17 protein-coding genes and 1 other RNA gene are annotated in these 17,136 nt (G+C 51.0%); 6 read left to right on the top strand and 12 right to left on the bottom strand.

Annotation, left to right across the window (positions count from 1 at the left end; translation table 11 throughout):
• Positions 1–7: 7 nt before the first annotated feature.
• From aceA to K0J45_RS06300, 5 genes are all read right to left on the bottom strand, one after another.
• On the bottom strand, positions 8–1,333 hold the full coding sequence (aceA, locus tag K0J45_RS06320) for an isocitrate lyase (protein WP_041406525.1): 1,326 nt from the start codon (positions 1,331–1,333) through the stop codon (positions 8–10).
• A gap of 106 nt (positions 1,334–1,439) precedes the next feature.
• Positions 1,440–3,074, bottom strand: coding sequence for a malate synthase A (gene aceB / locus K0J45_RS06315; RefSeq protein WP_220044683.1), 1,635 nt, complete (start codon positions 3,072–3,074; stop codon positions 1,440–1,442).
• Between the two features lie 1,261 nt (positions 3,075–4,335).
• Positions 4,336–6,075 carry a tetratricopeptide repeat-containing diguanylate cyclase gene (locus K0J45_RS06310; protein WP_258406825.1) on the bottom strand — a complete coding sequence of 580 codons (1,740 nt, stop codon included), beginning with the start codon at positions 6,073–6,075 and terminating at the stop codon, positions 4,336–4,338.
• A 56-nt stretch (positions 6,076–6,131) separates the two neighbouring features.
• Positions 6,132–6,353, bottom strand: coding sequence for a hypothetical protein (locus tag K0J45_RS06305; RefSeq protein WP_220044681.1), 222 nt, complete (start codon positions 6,351–6,353; stop codon positions 6,132–6,134).
• 83 nt (positions 6,354–6,436) lie between these two features.
• Positions 6,437–7,246, bottom strand: coding sequence for an SAM-dependent methyltransferase (locus tag K0J45_RS06300; protein ID WP_220044680.1), 810 nt, complete (start codon positions 7,244–7,246; stop codon positions 6,437–6,439).
• 400 nt (positions 7,247–7,646) lie between these two features.
• On the opposite strand from K0J45_RS06300, the gene K0J45_RS06295 reads away from it, so the two are divergent.
• Positions 7,647–8,147, top strand: a complete 501-nt coding sequence (locus K0J45_RS06295) for an outer membrane protein assembly factor BamE (protein ID WP_220044679.1) — start codon at positions 7,647–7,649, stop codon at positions 8,145–8,147.
• A 206-nt stretch (positions 8,148–8,353) separates the two neighbouring features.
• Here K0J45_RS06295 and K0J45_RS06290 read toward each other — a convergent pair whose 3' ends face one another.
• Both K0J45_RS06290 and K0J45_RS06285 read right to left on the bottom strand, forming a co-directional pair.
• On the bottom strand, positions 8,354–8,686 hold the full coding sequence (locus K0J45_RS06290; RefSeq protein ID WP_160798809.1) for an RnfH family protein: 333 nt from the start codon (positions 8,684–8,686) through the stop codon (positions 8,354–8,356).
• 28 nt (positions 8,687–8,714) lie between these two features.
• Complete coding sequence (locus K0J45_RS06285; RefSeq protein WP_220044678.1) at positions 8,715–9,146, bottom strand: SRPBCC family protein; 432 nt, start codon at positions 9,144–9,146, stop codon at positions 8,715–8,717.
• Positions 9,147–9,348: 202 nt separating this feature from the next.
• Here K0J45_RS06285 and smpB point away from each other — a divergent pair, with 202 nt between their 5' ends.
• Entirely contained in the window at positions 9,349–9,840 is a 492-nt protein-coding gene (gene smpB, locus K0J45_RS06280; RefSeq protein WP_011865070.1) for an SsrA-binding protein SmpB, read from the top strand.
• A gap of 121 nt (positions 9,841–9,961) precedes the next feature.
• Positions 9,962–10,317: a transfer-messenger RNA gene (gene ssrA, locus K0J45_RS06275) on the top strand.
• A gap of 237 nt (positions 10,318–10,554) precedes the next feature.
• Here the strand turns inward: ssrA and K0J45_RS06270 are convergent.
• The 4 genes from K0J45_RS06270 to K0J45_RS06255 are packed head-to-tail and all read right to left on the bottom strand — an operon-like array spanning position 10,555 to position 13,314.
• Positions 10,555–11,652 carry a 5-(carboxyamino)imidazole ribonucleotide synthase gene (locus K0J45_RS06270; protein ID WP_220044677.1) on the bottom strand — a complete coding sequence of 366 codons (1,098 nt, stop codon included), beginning with the start codon at positions 11,650–11,652 and terminating at the stop codon, positions 10,555–10,557.
• On the bottom strand, positions 11,652–12,134 hold the full coding sequence (gene purE / locus K0J45_RS06265) for a 5-(carboxyamino)imidazole ribonucleotide mutase (RefSeq protein WP_220044676.1): 483 nt from the start codon (positions 12,132–12,134) through the stop codon (positions 11,652–11,654). Before purE ends, K0J45_RS06270 begins: the two co-directional genes overlap by 1 nt.
• A 9-nt stretch (positions 12,135–12,143) precedes the next feature.
• The gene (locus K0J45_RS06260) at positions 12,144–13,076 is read right to left on the bottom strand and encodes a sodium-dependent bicarbonate transport family permease (protein WP_220044675.1); all 933 of its coding nucleotides are present in this window, start codon (positions 13,074–13,076) and stop codon (positions 12,144–12,146) included.
• Position 13,077: 1 nt separating this feature from the next.
• Positions 13,078–13,314, bottom strand: coding sequence for a hypothetical protein (locus K0J45_RS06255; RefSeq protein WP_220044674.1), 237 nt, complete (start codon positions 13,312–13,314; stop codon positions 13,078–13,080).
• A 138-nt stretch (positions 13,315–13,452) separates the two neighbouring features.
• Here K0J45_RS06255 and K0J45_RS06250 point away from each other — a divergent pair, with 138 nt between their 5' ends.
• A complete protein-coding gene (locus tag K0J45_RS06250; RefSeq protein ID WP_220044673.1) occupies positions 13,453–14,394 on the top strand; it encodes a LysR family transcriptional regulator in 942 nt (313 codons plus the stop codon).
• A gap of 83 nt (positions 14,395–14,477) precedes the next feature.
• Here K0J45_RS06250 and ohr read toward each other — a convergent pair whose 3' ends face one another.
• Positions 14,478–14,912, bottom strand: a complete 435-nt coding sequence (ohr, locus tag K0J45_RS06245; protein ID WP_220044672.1) for an organic hydroperoxide reductase Ohr — start codon at positions 14,910–14,912, stop codon at positions 14,478–14,480.
• A gap of 527 nt (positions 14,913–15,439) precedes the next feature.
• Between ohr and K0J45_RS06240 the strand changes: the two genes are divergently transcribed.
• Positions 15,440–16,525, top strand: a complete 1,086-nt coding sequence (locus tag K0J45_RS06240; RefSeq protein ID WP_220044671.1) for a M35 family metalloendopeptidase — start codon at positions 15,440–15,442, stop codon at positions 16,523–16,525.
• Between the two features lie 135 nt (positions 16,526–16,660).
• The gene (locus tag K0J45_RS06235) at positions 16,661–17,077 is read left to right on the top strand and encodes a hypothetical protein (RefSeq protein ID WP_220044670.1); all 417 of its coding nucleotides are present in this window, start codon (positions 16,661–16,663) and stop codon (positions 17,075–17,077) included.
• Positions 17,078–17,136 lie beyond the last annotated feature (59 nt).

Here is a 17,136-nt window from a genome sequence, read left to right as displayed (position 1 = left end):
CGAAACTTTAGAACTGCTCCTCTTCGGTAGAGCCAGTCAGTGCCGTGACGGAAGACTCACCGCCCTGGATCACATTGGTCACCTTATCGAAGTAGCCTGTACCCACCTCTTGCTGGTGCGCCACGAAGGTGTAGCCTTTCTTCGCCGCGGCGAATTCGACTTCCTGTACCTTCTCGACATAGTGCTTCATGCCTTCGCCACGCGCATAGTCATAGGCGAGGTCGAACATGTTGTACCACATGTTGTGAATACCGGCTAAGGTGATGAACTGGTACTTGTAGCCCATGTCCGACAGTTCTTGCTGGAAGCGGGCGATGGTGGCATCGTCCAGGTTCTTCTTCCAGTTGAAAGAAGGTGAACAGTTATAGGCGAGCAGCTGATCTGGGTATTGCGCATGGATCGCCTCGGCAAAGCGGCGCGCCTCTTCAAGATCAGGCTTAGCCGTCTCACACCAGATTAGATCTGCGTATGGGGCGTAGGCCAGACCGCGAGAGATAGCCTGGTCAATGCCAGCATTCACACGGTAGAAACCTTCTGAAGTGCGCTCGCCAGTGATGAAGTCGCGATCATAAGGGTCGCAATCAGAGGTCAGCAGATCCGCAGCGTTCGCATCGGTACGGGCGATAACCAGAGTTGGTACGCCGCTCACGTCGGCAGCCAAACGCGCCGATACAAGTTTCTGTACCGCTTCCTGGGTCGGCACCAACACCTTACCGCCCATGTGGCCACACTTCTTCACCGAGGCCAGCTGATCTTCGAAGTGCACACCCGCCGCGCCGGCATCGATCATGTTCTTCATCAGCTCGTAGGCGTTAAGTACACCACCGAAACCGGCTTCGGCATCGGCCACGATAGGCAAGAAGTAATCTGTGTAGCGCTCATCTTGTGGGTCTATCTCGTTGCTCCACTGGATCTGGTCAGCGCGGCGGAACGAGTTGTTGATGCGCTGAACCACTGCAGGTACAGAGTTTGCCGGATAGAGCGACTGATCTGGGTACATGGTGCCCGCCAGGTTAGCATCGGCAGCCACCTGCCAGCCCGACAGGTAGATGGCTTCGATACCCGCCTTGGCCTGCTGTACCGCCTGACCACCGGTCAGGGCACCGAGTGAGTTAACATAACCTTTCTTAGCGCCACCGTTAACCAGCTGCCATAGCTTCTCGGCACCGCGGGTTGCCAGAGTATTTTCCGGGACAATCGAACCACGTAAGGCCACTACGTCCTCTGCTGAATAGGGGCGACGAACGCCGGCCCAACGTGGATTTTCAGCCCAATCTTGCTTAATCGCATCAATCTGTTGTTGACGTGAAATCTGTGTAGTTGCCTTAGTCATAATCTTCTCCATCTCAGGTGTTAGCATCCAGCTCCCTCAATACCACTCACATTCAAAGGCGCTAAATAGGTTTGGGTATTACCCTTTCATTTATAAAATCATCTCGTTAGGCGTTATCGCCCTGGGTCAAAATCTCGTAGCCCGGCAGGGTCAGGAAGTCCACCAACTCATCTGCCGTGGTGATCTCTTCCAGCAATACGGCGGCCTGGGTGAAGCTGCCATGGGTGAAACGGTCTGGTCCCACCTCGAGTTTGACGTTAGCCAGCTCTTCAACCAGCATCTCCTTGAACAACGCCTTGGTGACCAGCTTGCCGTTAGAGAGCTTCTGTTCGTGCTGGATCCACTGCCAGATAGAGGTACGTGAGATCTCTGCCGTGGCGGCATCTTCCATCAAGCCGTAGATGGGCACACAGCCATTGCCACGGATCCAGGCCTCAATATATTGCAACGCAATTCGAATGTTGAGGCGCATGCCCGACTCGGTGCGCTCACCTTCGCAGGGCATCAGGAGATCCCTGGCCAAAATTGGCGCATCGACATCGCGGGTGATATGCAGTTGGTTGACGTGATCTTCACCTATGTACTCGTTGAAGATCCCCATGGCGGTATCGGCCAGGCCAGGATGTGCCACCCAGGTGCCGTCATGGCCGTTACGCGCCTCAAGCTCCTTATCACCGCGCACCTTAACCAGTACCGCCTCGTTTTGCGCCTGATCCTTAGCCGGAATGAAGGCAGCCATGCCTCCCATCGCCAGGGCGCCACGCTTGTGACAGGTCTTGATAAGCAGGCGTGAGTAGGCGCTCAGGAACGGCTTATCCATGGTGACCGCCTGTCGGTCTGGCAAGATGCGGTCGCGATGCTTCTTCAGCGTCTTGATGTAGCTGAAGATGTAGTCCCAGCGGCCACAGTTGAGCGCGACTATGTTAGAGCGCAGTTCATAGAGGATCTCCTCCATCTCGAACACCGCCGGTAGTGTCTCGATAAGACAGGTACACTTAATGGTGCCCCGCGTTAGACAGAAGCGCTCTTCGACATAGGCAAACACCTTGGCCCACCAGCGCGCCTCGACATGACTCTCGAGTTTAGGAATATAGAAGTAAGGTCCGCTGCCTTTCTCCAACAATTGGCGATAGTTGTGGTAGAAGTAGAGGCAGAAATCAAACAGTGCCCCAGGGATCGCCTCGCCATTGAAGGCGACATGCTTCTCCTTAAGGTGCAGACCGCGTACGCGGGCGATAAGTACGGCAGGATCATCATCGAGCGTATAATGCTTACCTGTCTCGGGCGCCGTGTACTCTATCTCGCCGCGCACGGCGTCACGCAGGTTAATTTGGCCCTGGATCACCTTGGTCCAGCTAGGTGCCAGAGAGTCTTCGAAGTCGGCCATAAAGACTTTAACGTTGGCATTGAGGGCGTTAATGATCATCTTGCGATCCACTGGCCCTGTGATCTCTACACGTCTGTCTTGCAGGTCTTGGGGAATACCGCGGATCTGCCAGTCGCCGTCTCTGATGGCACGGGTCTCGGGTAAGAAATCGGGCAGCGCACCCTTATCGATCAGTTCCTGCTTCTGCCTGCGCATCTCGAGTAGCTTAGGTACCTCTGCCGCAAACTGATCACACAAGACCTCTAGCAAGCTCAGCGCACCTTCGTTAAGCACTATCTCTTGCCCCGGCACTGGCGCCCCCAGGATAGACAATCCCGTCTCTAGCTGATGTTTATTCATTACCTGTTCAGTCATCCCGATATCTCCCAAGCGCTCACTTACCGTTAATTTCAATTCTTCCAGCCTTTAACCTAAGGCCCGCCATACCTTGTAATGATGGCCATACAGCTTGAAACACCAGCAAGGGGTTACAAATGTACGTTTTGAACAAAACCTACTAACAAACTGTTGGGATTGCAACAATACGAGCGGTGAGAAAAACAGCGAAAAAAGCTGAGTGACATCACAAAAAATTGGTAAGACCAAACAGGTCGATGCAACTCAAAATATTGTTTTTAGACAACAAAAGGCATAACCAACAAATCAAGAAATGACTAAATTTAAAAGTTGTCTGACAAATGAACCAAGCTCCATCACTTGAAAGTTATTACGAAAATTTATTACCAACAGTAATTTTATCGATACAGACATTTCACCTAGAAACCTGACAGATAAAAAGGCGGCACGTTTTGCTTTACTTGCAAGTAAGGCTATTAAACTTAAATTATTTCAACACTTTACAAGCAACCCCAAAACACTCAAAATCAAACGAACGTTTTAATTTGACGTTTACGTAAACGATATAAGCAAGAGGCCAAATGGCTTGTCACAATTCGGTAACGTTTGTCGATCAACATCACGATTTTTTTTGGTTTGCTGCAAAAAAAATTAAAAAAAACCGAATAAATTGCATAGTTAACCCAGCAGAGACGCCTATCATGCTGCCAAGACAAGGCATCTAACTCGGCCATTCGACAAGCCTCGCTCTCCTTCTGTCGCTCTCCTTCTATCGCTCTCCTTCTGCCGCTAAGTGACCAGCGCAAAATGACTAACTCGCACGATCACTAGCCGCTCAGCTTTAATGTCAGCTCTAATGAAAGACAAGAAACCTGAATTCAAATAACAAAATACTGAAGGCTGACCGCACAAGGCCTAGAGATGAGCGACTGACAACATTGGACAGGAAGCTCTGCGCAAGACGGGAAAACTAGCTAGAAGAAGTGAACTCACTCGGTAAATATCGATTACCTGTTGCAGGAAGGCCTGATAGGCTCCCGTCGATGCAACAGAGAACTGCTAAGTATGTATAAAGACAAAAGCTTCACTAGAAGAGAACAGCTTAGACAGCACAGACAGGCTAGAAGCACTAACACCAACGAGAAGCGCGAACACAGACAAGAAGGACTTTCGAAAACAAGAAGGACTAGCAGAGTTAAAGACAAGTGTCGGCAAGCCAATGACTCGCCTAAGGGTAACGAGTTTGAGCTAAACAACCGCAAACCCCAGTTAGCTAAGGCTAAGCATTCACCGCATTAATGGGGGTGTCGGGCGTAGACTCCATGCTTGGGCGGTACATGACCACGCAGTTACGGCCATTGCCCTTGGCCTGATACATGGCGATATCGACCCGCTTCATGAGTGGATCCAGGCTAAGATCCTCCTCCACACTGGTGCAGACACCGAAACTGGCGGTAATGCTCAGGTCGCTATAGTGAGGCCGTGTCTGAATCGCCTCTATAGCCACGCGACACTGCTTGGCTATCTTGAGGGCCGCCTGCTCATCCGTGTACGGCAAGAAGAGTGCAAACTCTTCACCGCCCATGCGCACAAACAGATCCCTGCTCTTGAGGCTTGGCGTCACGGCATCGACTACTCGCCGCAATGCCCAATCTCCGGCGCTATGGCCATAGGTATCGTTGATCGCCTTGAAGTGGTCTAAGTCGAACATCACCACACTAAACACGCTGCGATGAGCCAAGACATCGACGAAGAGGTTTTCGGCAAAGTCTTGTCCCGTGCCTCGGTTTAATACTCCGGTCAAAGGATCTCGCTGAGAGATGCGCTTATATTTGCGCTTCTGCACAAACATGGTTGCACCAAAAATAATGAGACAGATAGAACAACCAAAGGCGATCATCAGCGCCATACTCTCGTTGTATCTCTCCAGCTCAACCACCTTTTGCTGCGCCGTATAGAGCGCCCTATCCTGGTTGAGCATCTTAATTTCACGGGTCTTCTCGGCATTCTCAAACTTGGCCATCTGATACGCATAGGCCTTTGCCTTGGTCTCATCGATATCGGCCTCACTGAGCTGCATATACTTGTCCAGATAACGATAGGCCTCTTGAAAGCTTCCCTCTACCGCCAAGGCATCGGCCATGACCTTAATGGCGCGTTTCTTGGCGTTGAGCACGCTTGGCTCGTCCTCAACATCTATGACTAGCTGGGCGTATTGCTTGGCGAGCTCCACCTCTTTCTTCATCAAGTAGACTTCGGCCAGTAAGGCATTAACATCGTTAATCTCTAACTGGAACTTAAATGTCTTGTATTCGGCAAGCGCTGATAGGAACAGCATCTCCGCTTGCTCAAGCTCACCTAGCTTAAGGTGCGATGTTCCCTTGCCCTTGTCGGACATGGCGACGATAAGCGGTATATTATGTTCACTACAGAAGGTGCGGGTATCGGCAAATAACTGCTTAGCCTCATGATAGTGTGAGAGCTTTAACTCACCTGCCGCCAATAGTACCTGGGCATAACACTGTTCTTTCGGCGATCTGTCGCGGCTGAGTGCATAGGCCAGCGAGGCGTAGCGCTTCACCTCGTCATAGACTTCGAGATCAAGATAGAGGTTTGCCAACCTCAGATAAGAGGTCATCTTTATGGTCACATCATCTATCTGCTCGATACGGTCGAGATTCTTAGCCATAGCATCCAAGGCACCCTGATAATTCTTCATGGCGATCAGCGCAGTGGCCTGATACAGATAGATGGAATTTTGAATCTCGGGAGAGTGGCTCAGCTGTTCGGCCTGAGTGAGTAGATTAAAGGCGCGCTCATAGGCACCATTAAACATCTCCTTGTTGCTTTCCAGGGTCAACACCCGAGCCCTCTGTTCGCGGCTCAAGTGCTGGGTATTCTCTTTAAGGTAGGCAATTACCTCAGACGACTTGGCCGGCTCTGCAATTAACGATGCCTTTAGCTCATCGATAACCGAGTCGTAATCGACATCGCTCGCCATGACGGGCAGGCAAATCACTATCGACAAGACACAAGCCAAAAATAGTCTGAGGTAATGCATATAGCTTCTACACGTTACTTGCTGTCATCTGGGTTAGTGATCAGCAGATAGGATTGTACTTCGCGGGTGTCACCTGAGAGCGAATCAAGCTGTGCTTTATCACCCGACAACACCGCCTGGATCTCGTCATCCGTTAGGCCATTGGCCTTCATCACACCTTCTGGATCAGCCTTGTAAGCCTCTAACAGTGCGGCATCCGAACCTAACTTCTGAAAAAAATCGCTTAGCTTAGACATATCATTCTCCATTGTTATGTAATAACACTAGTTGCTAGACAAAAGTTTGACCACTCTAGCTTTAATCAAACTCCGTCTCATTTTTAACCCAATAAAGCTTCTGAAATACCGAGTTTTGCCAAAACCTTATGGTTCACCTTCAGCGGCGCCGCAGGTGGAATTAACAGGGTCGTAATAGCAGTTAACTTGGCTTGGGGTAATTCTTTGAGTAATAAGCGTTCAATTCGAGGCGCCTGTGTCGGTAAATTGGGCGCTTCATATAGAATGACCTCGTGATCTAACGGATACCACTCGCTAAGCTGCTCAACCAAGACCTGCAAACAATCCGAGTTAGTATGAAACTTGGTGAGCGTGTGCTCTCCAGCGATGGCTATCTGCCACAGCAGCAAGTGGGTGGCTGGATCCGGCGTATGACAGTAGAACATAAATTGACTGGCCTCGAAGCTCTGGTGACCAGATTGTCCAGGGTCTATACCCACGTCGGCCCATAAGCAGGCCTCGGCTGAGATCCCCGGCTCCATCTTGGCCTCGAAACCTTCTTCGCGTGCCCGGCGAATGGCGATATGGGAAACACAGGCAAACACACCTGGGTGACCATATAGGGCGCACACGACCCGCTTACCCGCCCTAACCTCGGTCAATATCGCCTCGACCATCTGTTGGTAGGTATCACGACGGCTCTTAACTTCTTCACCCTGGGCATAATAACGATGCAGTGATCGGACATCATGATTCATGCTCTCAAGCCACTGGAGGGCAAAGGCGTCGGGCACCAAAGAAAAAACCACGTCGGCCAGCTCGATATAACTCTTACTCAACACGGTTATCTGACCGCCCAGGTTAAGACCTGTGCCGACACAAACCAAACTGCCAAGCTTTTTAGATTCATCCATTCTTGCTATGTCCATTATTGACCCAGGCGATTTGCTACCGCTAAATTCTCGGCCTATTGTCCACTATTTTCACCTAGGGCAAAACGCTGCTTGCTAACAAGATGTAAATAAAAGTTAACTTACCACAATTCGGGATAAAACAAATACTAACAATTAATTAGTCTGGCATTTTCATCACGACTCAGGGATTCTCCTGCCCTACTTGGACAAAATTCGCTCAAGCTGGTGAAACTAATCCTTAACACACCTGTCTGAACTACTCGCCCTCCCCTTGGGCGCCCCAAACACACAGACCTAAGCTGATACGCAGGCGAGATCCAGAAAACGGCGATAGCGCTTGTCAGCATGGGGAATGCTTGGGTATCATGGCCGACAGATTTTTAGGGAAGTAGCGCATTCAATGACCATCAAAAAACATAGTATTACTCTATTAGGCGCAGCGGCGCTGTCTCTTTCATTAAGCGCATGCAGCGTGTTCGACTGGCTGATCTATAAACCAGATGTGCCGCAAGGCAACTACATGGAGACGCAGCAGGTCGAAAAACTCAGAATTGAGATGACCAAAGAGCAGGTCGAATATATCCTGGGCCGTCCCGTACTGCGCGACAGCTTCTCGGACGACACCTGGTACTATGTCTATCACTACAAGAGTGGTCGTGACGCCAGCATCACCCATAAAGAGCTGGTGCTGCACTTTACCAATGACAAGCTTTCTAAAGTAGAAGGCGACTATGAATTGGCTGCAGACTTTAACACCCCGCTGGATCAGAGCTCGCTACCAGAGCTAGGTGCCGCAAAGGGCGACCTGGTTCCGCTAAACCCTGAGCAGCGTCCAGATACCAAGCCGCTCGTGGAAGAGAAGAAAGCACAAGAACTCAACGAAGTTAAAGAGTTTGAATAAACGCTTTAACTAACGCCAAGCCAGTTTTAAGCGCCTGGGTTTTAAGACGAAAAAAGGGTCCTAAGCATTGCTTAAGACCCTTTTTGCTATCTAGCGGCTTTCTCTTTATTTTTACTCTTTAATGCGCCTTCCAGCCTATCCTGTCAGGCTACTTATCTCGTCTTACTTAACACTCGAAACGATTCCCGGCAGAAACAAAAACTTAACTAGCTCACCTTAGCGCCTGTAGTCTTGTTGGCGCGGCCCTCATTCTTGGCCTTTTCAGCTCGTTGACGACGCACATCTTTAGGATCGGCAATCAATGGGCGATAGATCTCAACTCGCTGCCCAGGCTCTAACACCTCATCATGCTTTACCGCACGGCTGAAGATACCTAGCTTTACCTTCTCCAGATCGATCTCAGGAAAGAACCGGCAGATATCGCTCTGCTTCACCGCCTCGATACAACTGGTGCCCGGCGACACCATGACGCTGATGCGCTTCTGCTGGGTAGGCAGTGCATAAATCACTTCAACGGCAAACTTATCTTGATCGCTCATCTTACATCCTAGAAAGATTAAACAGCTGTTATTTGTAAATCACTTTGGCGCGGCTGGTGAAGGCAGTCACCATGGAAGACATCAGCTCTTTGAACACCTTGCCAAAGGCCATATCCGCTAGCGAACTGGAAAATTCGAAGTTAAGCTCGAAATCCACCTTACAGGCATCTTCCGTCAACTCGGTAAACTCCCACTGACCATGCAGATGCTTAAAGGGGCCATTTTCCAGCGCCAGTTCAATTCGCTTACCAGGAATAACCTGATTGCGTGTAGTAAAGGTCTTGCTGATCCCCGCCTTGGAGACATCGACCGAGGCCACCATGGTCTTACCATCAAACTCAAGTACCTTACCGCCAACACACCCCGGCAGAAACTCCTTATAGGATTCCACATCGTTGACTAACTCGTACATCTGCATGGCACTAAAGCGCACTAATACGCTACGGGAAATCTTGGGCATATGACTGTTTAACCTGAAACCTTGGCCTGACACCATGAAGCAAAAAATTGATTTTAACATGCTCGGCAACACCGGTCACCTCACCCAGCACTCAAGCCAAGCTCAAAAAAACACCACCTCGACCCATTTACGCAGGCAAATTAAACAAATAATCACGCGAGCCAATTCCAAATTGGTTTACCGCGCGTATAATAGCCCTCCTATGGCTAAGAAAAACGCAAAAAAATCAAAGAACCCACCGGCGACGATTGCGCGAAACAAACGTGCAAACTTCGATTATAAATTTGAAGAGAAATTTGAAGCCGGCTTATCCCTGATGGGATGGGAAGTGAAATCGATCCGAGTCGGAAAGGTAAACCTGTCTGAGAGCTATGTGTTCCTCAGAGATGGAGAGGCCTACCTGTTTGGATGCACCATCACACCGCTCAATACCGCATCGACTCACGTGGTATGCGACCCTATGCGCGATCGTAAGCTGCTGCTTAACCGCAGAGAGCTGGATAAGCTGCAGGGCCTGGTAGAGCGTCAAGGTTACTCTATCGTACCTATCTCCATGTATTGGCGCAAAAATGCCTGGGTTAAACTCGAAATCGGCCTGGGTAAGGGTAAGAAAGAGCACGATAAGCGCGACGACACCAAAGAGCGCGAGTGGAAGATTGAAAAATCTCGTACCATGAAACATGCCGCACGATAATAATCGCTGTGATTCAGCGACTTGTCTGGCATAAAACGTACGGATAACGAACAAACGATAGTAGCCCCATGATTAATCCTTGGTAATCGAGGACGACGCGGGTTACAATCGACATTGTACTGGGGGCGATTCTGGATTCGACAAGATTCACGAAACCCTAGGAGCATGCCGAGGGGCGGTTGGCCTCGTAAAAAGCCGCACAGTTATAGTTGCAAACGACGATAACTACGCTCTAGCAGCTTAGGCTAGCTAGCCATCTTGCTCACGTTTCTCAAATGGGCAGAGTATTAAGATGGTCACCTTTACATTTGATAGCGAGGGAACCTTGTTCAGGGGTGAACCGCAAAACAGTACTGGACTCGCCAATAACAATCCTGTCTTTCGGAGTGTTGTTGGTTAACCAATAGAAAGACTAAGCATGTAGCGCCGAGGATGTAGGCTTTTTGGACGCGGGTTCAAGTCCCGCCGCCTCCACCAACATCAGGTTAGCGATAACCTTCAAAGGCCGCTAAGCCCTTACCAGATGGGTTTAGCGGCTTTTTTGTATCTATCGCTTTTTAAGCACGTGCAGTAAGTCGATTTAGCGGCTTAAAATCAAAGATAAAAAAGCCCCGGCAGGTCTTGTCGGGGCTTTCTCGTTATCGGATTAAGACGCTAATTCTTAGAAGCTAAATCTTAGATACCAATCTCGTACTTGCACATGAATCACTTAGCTTAGCACTTCACCAGCGACTGCTCGACGCTTTGCATCTGACTGGCCAACTGGGCGTAGTCATCCAGCAAGAAGTTGATGTGTCCTAACTTGCGGTTGGGCTTGGCGGCCTTGTTATACCAGTGCAGGCTGGCATTGCTGCTTAGGGCGTCCATTGGCGGAGCAACTACACCTAACAGATTCAGCATGCCGGTCTTACCTATGGCGGAGGTTGCTCCCAGGGCGAGTCCGGCGACGGCGCGAATATGATTCTCAAACTGGCAGGTCTGTGCGCCGAGCTGAGTCCAGTGACCGCTGTTATGTACCCTAGGTGCTAACTCATTCACCAGCAGCTTATCGCCCACCACAAACAGTTCCATGGCGAGCACGCCCACATACTGCTGTGCTTCCAGCAGCTTGGTCATATAGCTTTGCGCCTGCTGCACCATCTCGGCGCTTAGTCCTCTGGCGGGCGCCATTGAACGCAGCAGAATACCGTTTTGATGTTGATTCTCGGTCAAGGGATAACAGCTCACCTCGCCGCTGGCGCTGCGCACACCGATAATAGACACCTCGGCATCGAAAGGGATCCACTGCTCGGCTAGGTAATGACCTTGTTTAAGATTAGGCGCAACGCTGACAAGATCATCATCGCTGCGCACCACCCACTGATTCTTGCCGTCATAGCCTTCGTCGAGGGACTTTATCACCATGGGATAACCTAAGGTCTTGGCGCTTTCCTCGAGGCTGACATCATAGGTAAAGGGCGCGCAGGGAATACCAAGATCGGCTAATAGCTGCTTTTCATGAATACGGCTCTTGCACTTAGCGATGCTGTCGACATTCGGTCGAATAGTGCAGTGGGCTTCGAGCGCGCGCACTAGCTCGAGATCTACCTGCTCTTTTTCGACCGTGATCACCTCGGGTTTGCCCAAGGCTTCATAGAGTGCGCTGACACTCTGCCCCGACTGCCAGCTCGCCACACGGCCGAGCCCCTCGACGCAGCTGAGATCCGTACCTGGGCCACCATCGGCGACGAAGCTGAATTTAAGCCCTAAGGGAATGCCCGCCAGCGCCATCATGCGCGCCAGCTGACCACAACCGATAATGCCGATGCGCATTATTCCACCTCCAACGGCACACCTGAGGTTTGGCTAGCACGCCAGTCACACAGACGCTGGGTCAGTTCGCTATCGCCCAGGGCTAGGATTTGTGCCGCCATCAGGCCTGCATTGAAGGCGCCTGAATCGCCAATCGCCTGGGTCGCCACCGCAACGCCTTTTGGCATCTGCACGATAGACAGCAGGCTATCCATCCCTTTTAGTGCCTTGCTCATCACAGGCACGGCAATCACCGGCAGGTGCGTCATGGCCGCGGTCATGCCCGGCAAATGCGCGGCGCCGCCTGCACCGGCGATGATCACCTCTATGCCTTCATCGGCCGCACCATGACTGAAGCTCACCAGACGCTCTGGGGTACGGTGCGCCGAGACCACCTGTTTGCTGTAGGCGATACTCAGGGCATCCAGGACTGTGGTGGCATTTTTCATGGTCGGCCAATCGCTCTGTGAACCCATGATGATTGCTACTCTTGCTTTATTCATACGTGCCTCTTAATTTGATAACCAATAGGTGAACAGCGCATAGGTAGGTATGCCCACCAATACGTTGAACGGAAAAGTAATTGCCAGTGAATAGGTAATAGACAGGCTCTGGTTCGCCTCGGGAATCGCGACCCGCATGGCCGCCGGCACCGCTATGTATGAGGCGCTCGCCCCCAGTACCGCCAGCAGAGTGGCGCCGCCGCTCGACAGTCCCATCTGTAAGCCAAGAATACTGCCCAGCAAGCCACCAATCAGTGGCATGAAGACGCCGAATGCTAACATGAAGTTACCCATCTGCTTCAGCTCTTTTAGACGGCTGGCGGCCAGCATCCCCATCTCCAGCAGGAAGAGGGCCAGCACACCATGGAACAGGTTGAAGAAGAGCGGGGTCACCCCCTCGATACGGTCGGCCCAGAAGTAGCCGATGATCAGCGCGCCAACCAGCAGCACCAGGCTCTGGTTGCAGAACACCTCATGGATAAGCGTGCGCCACTTTAGGTTAGTACCCGAACGTCTAGCCAGGGCGATACCCACAGCGATGGCAGGGATCTCCAGCAATACCACAAACAGCGGGAAGTAGGCTTCGTAGCTTATGCCTTGCGCCTCGAGAAACGCCACGGCCACCGCATAGGTGCCTATGCTGACCGAGCCATAGTGGGCGGCAATTGAGGCCGCATCCTCAAGTTTGAGCTGACCGATATAGCGCAGTATGGGAAAGGCGATCAGCGGAATAATCAGCCCCATACCAATCACTAACAAGGATTGTGGCAGCAATGCCATGGAGCCATATTTTGACAGTGCCACGCCCCCTTTGAGGCCGATGGCCAGCATGAGGAACAGGGTCAGACTCTGATAGAGCGCCTTGGGAAACTGAATGTCGGAGCGGATCAGGGTGGCGAGCGCTCCCAGGATAAAGAAGGCGATGGTGATATCTAACTGCATATTAGGCGCCCTTTACTTGCAGGCGAGTGGTAGGCTTTACGACGCGGCGCTTAGACGACAACTTGGCGACCATAGAGACCAAGGTCAGTGAGATCAGGCCGAGACCGACAACCAGCAGCCCCATACCGTTGTGCCCTTCCCTCATGGTGGCAAACGCCAGCGTGGTCACCACAAGGCCGACGACTAGGCTGAAGAGTGATTGTTTTTCTGCCAGGACAAGCTGAGTTAACTGTTTCATAAGATCCCCCGTTTACGACTGATACTGCGAAAAATTCGGTGTTCTTTTAACTGGAGCGATCTTGCCAAAAACAATTTATATATAAAAATAGATATTTTTGTGTTTTTATATAGATAAAAATCTATACTTGGAGCGACTATGTCCCTCAGACTACAGGCACATCTTGGTACCCTCAGGCAGATGGAGATCTTGCTGGCTGTCTATGATAGCGGCAGCGTCAGCGGCGCCGCCGACACCCTGCACCTCACTCAGCCAACCATCTCGATGCAGCTCAAGAAGCTCGCCGATGTGATAGGTTTCCCTCTGTATAACATAGTGGGTCGCAAGGTGGTGTTTACCGAGGCCGGGCTGGAGGTGGTTAAATCGGCCACGGAGATCCTCGACAGTTTTGCGAGGCTGGAGATGTCGCTGTCGGACATGGGGGAGCTCAAATCGGGTACCCTGCGCCTGGCTGTGGTGACCACCTCGAAATACTTTATTCCCCACCTGCTCGGCCCCTTCTGCGAGCGCTACCCCAATGTCGCTGTGCAGCTAAATGTGGGCAACCGCCAGCAGATCATCGAGCGCCTCAAACAGGGCATCGACGACTTCTACGTGTTCAGTCATCCACCAGCGGATCTCAACACAGATAGCATCGAATTCTTCAATAATCCCTTGGTGGCTATTGCCCAGGAGAATCATCCCTTAGTCAGTCAGGATGGCGTCTCGTTAGCCGAGCTCTGTGAGGCGCCCTTCTTGATGCGTGAAAATGGCTCGGGCACCCGCTTGGCGATTGAGCGTTTCATGGCGAAACAGGGGGTGAAGCTTAACGTCAAGATGACCATAGAGAGTAACGAGGCGATCAAACACTCGGTGATGTCGGGGCTGGGGGTCAGCATACTCTCGGCCCATACCCTCGCCTTTGGCGGCAATACCGGGCTAGCGCAGCTGAATGTGAAGGAGCTGCCGATCAATTCCAACTGGTATTTTCTCTGGCTTAAATCAAAACGTCCCTCGGCAATCGCTCAGGCCTTCTTGACCCATGTGGAAAGCGAGGGACGTGAGATGCTACTCACCGAGCTGGCAAAACACAGGCTTTAGGAGGCTTACACCTTCACCTAGAGCTGCCAGCCTGGAACTCGCTAATAAGCTTGAGTAGCTAACAAGTTACATAAACTGACGAGTTACAGAGACTGGCCATTTACAGTTAGTGCGACATCTATGTTGTTGCGTACGGCGTTAGAGTATGGGCAGACCTGATGGGCCGTTCTTACCAGCTCTACGGCTTGTTCCTGAGATAACTCATCAGATACCGCCAGCTCAACACTCAGGGCCACGGTAAGGCCGAAGCCACCTTCTGCGCGAGCGCCAATGCCCACCTTAGCGGTAACCGGCGCCTGCGTCAGCTTTACCTTGGCTTCTCTGGCCACATGCAGAACGGCATTGGAGAAACAGGCGCTATAGCCCGCCGCAAATAGCTGCTCAGGGTTGCTCGCCTCTCCGCTGCCGCCCATCTCTTTGGGATAGCTAAGGGCGATAGACAGCTTACCGTCGTCTGTCGTCACCTGTCCGTTACGTCCGGCGCTCGCAGTGGCTTGAGTCTCATATAAAGTCTTCATGGTCTTTCCTCATTTCGAATAGGTTCATTGAAAGCAAAGTGCTTTTTGCAATTTAGAGTGCAGTCTTGATTACGACTCTTGATTACGACTCTTGAGTACGACTCTTGAATACGAATCAGAATGCAATTTAAATTGCGTGCAATTCATTTGCGGTAGTTATATCTAAAATTTAAATTGTGCACAACTTATTTTTCCGATTTTTCGAAAAGGGTTCGAATCAAGGGCCATTCAAAGAGGCGTTAACCTCACGAGATCGAAGATGAGATGGGCAGTTACGACTCAAAAAATTGCTAAGGAGAGGGTTAGAGCAACACTTGAACATAGCAGCTAAACCGCTGACGTTGGGGTAGCCAATTTCCTGTCGTTAGTCAGATAAAGTACATTGCACTAGCCAACTTTAGTTATTCAAAATAAAGCTCCAATAAATGCTTGCTATTCAAACCTTAATTTGATTAAACTCCAAAATGTAACAACTGAGTAACATTTGTTAACACTATAAAAATAACCTCAATCAAAAGGACAAATTGATGAGCAAGCTATTCAAATTATCAACACTCGCTATTGCCACCACCTTACTGAGTCAATCAGCCCTCGCCGAAGGGATCGCCGCTAAACTGCAGATGAGCCAAGACAGCTTCAGCAGCGATCAGGACGTGATGGTTACCCTAACCCTGACCAACGAAGCCAACGTTCCGGTGAAACTACTCAAGTGGTTTACCGCAGCAGACGGTGTTGAAGAGTCGCTATTTAAAGTTACCGCTGACGGTCAAGAGCGCCCTTACCTCGGCGCTCACTACAAGCGTCCAGCACCAAGCCATAAAGACTACATCAAGCTAAAATCCGGTGAGAGCATCTCTTACCAGGTAGAGCTATCGTCACTGTATGACATGTCGTCCACGGCAAACTATGAGATCAGCTATGATGTCAGCTCTATGCAGCTGTTTGCGCCAAACCCAGGCCAAGCCAAGAAACTGGCTCGCCTTGGCGTAGAAGGCATACACTCTGCCCCAGCGAGCTTCTACCTGGAAGGCCGTGAATTTAAAGGCGGCGCTAACAAGGGTAAGCCAGGCACCGGCGATGGTGGCGGCACCACACCTGACGGCATCTCTTTCACCGGTCGCTGCAGCAACTCACAGCAGAGTGATATCCTTGCCGGCCTAGCCGCGGCTAAGACAATGTCAGCCGACGCTAACCAGCACCTGGCCACGGCCAGCAGCAACTCACAGCGTTACAGCACCTGGTTCGGTGCTTACAGCTCGTCTCGCTGGAACACGGTAAGCAACAACTTCAGCAAGATCGATAGCACGCTCAACAACGAGCCACTGACCTTCGACTGTAGCTGTAAGAAGCAATACTACGCTTATGTTTACCCAACTCAGCCATACAAGATCTACATGTGTAATGCCTTCTGGACAGCCCCAACTTCGGGTACTGACTCTAAGGGCGGCACCATCATCCATGAGACCAGCCACTTCAACGTAGTAGCGGGTACAGATGATATTGTTTACGGTCAGAGCGGTGCTAAGTCACTGGCGATCAGCGATCCTTCACAGGCGATTCAAAATGCTGACAGCCATGAATATTTTGCTGAAAACACGCCTAACTTAAACTAATCTATTTCTTATCTTTCTTGTCAATCTAAGGGCGGAATTATCCGCCCTTTTTTTTAGCTGATGCCAAGGTTAACGCCTATGTTTACACCTTTAAGGTTTCTGTCACTTAGCCTCTTGCTACTTTGGACCATAAGTATGAATAGCCTCGCACGTCAAGCGCTACCTACGTGTCGCCTCATAAAGGCGGAGCAAGACAATACTCTCACCTTCGAGATAGCTGCGCCGGCAAACACCAACTGGTACCTGCTGAGCTGGCACAGCCCCTTCGATGCCTGGTTTAGCAAGTTTCTGACCCTGACCGACCTGAATAACCAACAGACGCTTGAATATCAGGGCGCACTCGCCAAGCGCGGCGAGCCGACTGATGAGGACTATCTACTGCTGCCTGCAGGCGAGTCCTTGAGCGTCTCGCTTGAACTGGCGCAGGCATTTGTTATCCCTCCGGGTCGTTATCAGGCTAAGCTTAGCCCCTTAACCCTATATCAAGACCTGAGTGACAAGACGCACAGCACTGCCCTTGAATGCCCAGCGCTCGAGGTCGACCTGCCTTAGCCTTTGATGCTCAGCTTACTTAGTCTCTGACTTTCCTATATTCAAACTTTTCCTAGCCT

Source organism: Shewanella alkalitolerans, from assembly GCF_019457575.1.
GTDB classification, from domain to species: domain Bacteria; phylum Pseudomonadota; class Gammaproteobacteria; order Enterobacterales; family Shewanellaceae; genus Shewanella; species Shewanella loihica.
The sequence above is the reverse complement of the archived record's forward strand: the minus strand, read 5'-3'. Positions and strand labels throughout refer to the sequence as shown.

Excerpts from the sequence above, each read along its gene's own strand:
- aceA (WP_041406525.1), bottom strand. The coding sequence starts at position 1,333 with ATGACTAAGGCAACTACACAGATTTCACGTCAACAACAGATTGATGCG.
- aceB (WP_220044683.1), bottom strand. The coding sequence starts at position 3,074 with ATGACTGAACAGGTAATGAATAAACATCAGCTAGAGACGGGATTGTCT.
- K0J45_RS06305 (WP_220044681.1), bottom strand. The coding sequence starts at position 6,353 with ATGTCTAAGCTAAGCGATTTTTTTCAGAAGTTAGGTTCGGATGCCGCA.
- K0J45_RS06300 (WP_220044680.1), bottom strand. The coding sequence starts at position 7,246 with ATGGATGAATCTAAAAAGCTTGGCAGTTTGGTTTGTGTCGGCACAGGT.
- K0J45_RS06295 (WP_220044679.1), top strand. The coding sequence starts at position 7,647 with ATGACCATCAAAAAACATAGTATTACTCTATTAGGCGCAGCGGCGCTG.
- K0J45_RS06290 (WP_160798809.1), bottom strand. The coding sequence starts at position 8,686 with ATGAGCGATCAAGATAAGTTTGCCGTTGAAGTGATTTATGCACTGCCT.
- K0J45_RS06285 (WP_220044678.1), bottom strand. The coding sequence starts at position 9,146 with ATGCCCAAGATTTCCCGTAGCGTATTAGTGCGCTTTAGTGCCATGCAG.
- smpB (WP_011865070.1), top strand. The coding sequence starts at position 9,349 with ATGGCTAAGAAAAACGCAAAAAAATCAAAGAACCCACCGGCGACGATT.
- K0J45_RS06270 (WP_220044677.1), bottom strand. The coding sequence starts at position 11,652 with ATGCGCATCGGCATTATCGGTTGTGGTCAGCTGGCGCGCATGATGGCG.
- purE (WP_220044676.1), bottom strand. The coding sequence starts at position 12,134 with ATGAATAAAGCAAGAGTAGCAATCATCATGGGTTCACAGAGCGATTGG.
- K0J45_RS06260 (WP_220044675.1), bottom strand. The coding sequence starts at position 13,076 with ATGCAGTTAGATATCACCATCGCCTTCTTTATCCTGGGAGCGCTCGCC.
- K0J45_RS06255 (WP_220044674.1), bottom strand. The coding sequence starts at position 13,314 with ATGAAACAGTTAACTCAGCTTGTCCTGGCAGAAAAACAATCACTCTTC.
- K0J45_RS06250 (WP_220044673.1), top strand. The coding sequence starts at position 13,453 with ATGTCCCTCAGACTACAGGCACATCTTGGTACCCTCAGGCAGATGGAG.
- ohr (WP_220044672.1), bottom strand. The coding sequence starts at position 14,912 with ATGAAGACTTTATATGAGACTCAAGCCACTGCGAGCGCCGGACGTAAC.
- K0J45_RS06240 (WP_220044671.1), top strand. The coding sequence starts at position 15,440 with ATGAGCAAGCTATTCAAATTATCAACACTCGCTATTGCCACCACCTTA.
- K0J45_RS06235 (WP_220044670.1), top strand. The coding sequence starts at position 16,661 with ATGAATAGCCTCGCACGTCAAGCGCTACCTACGTGTCGCCTCATAAAG.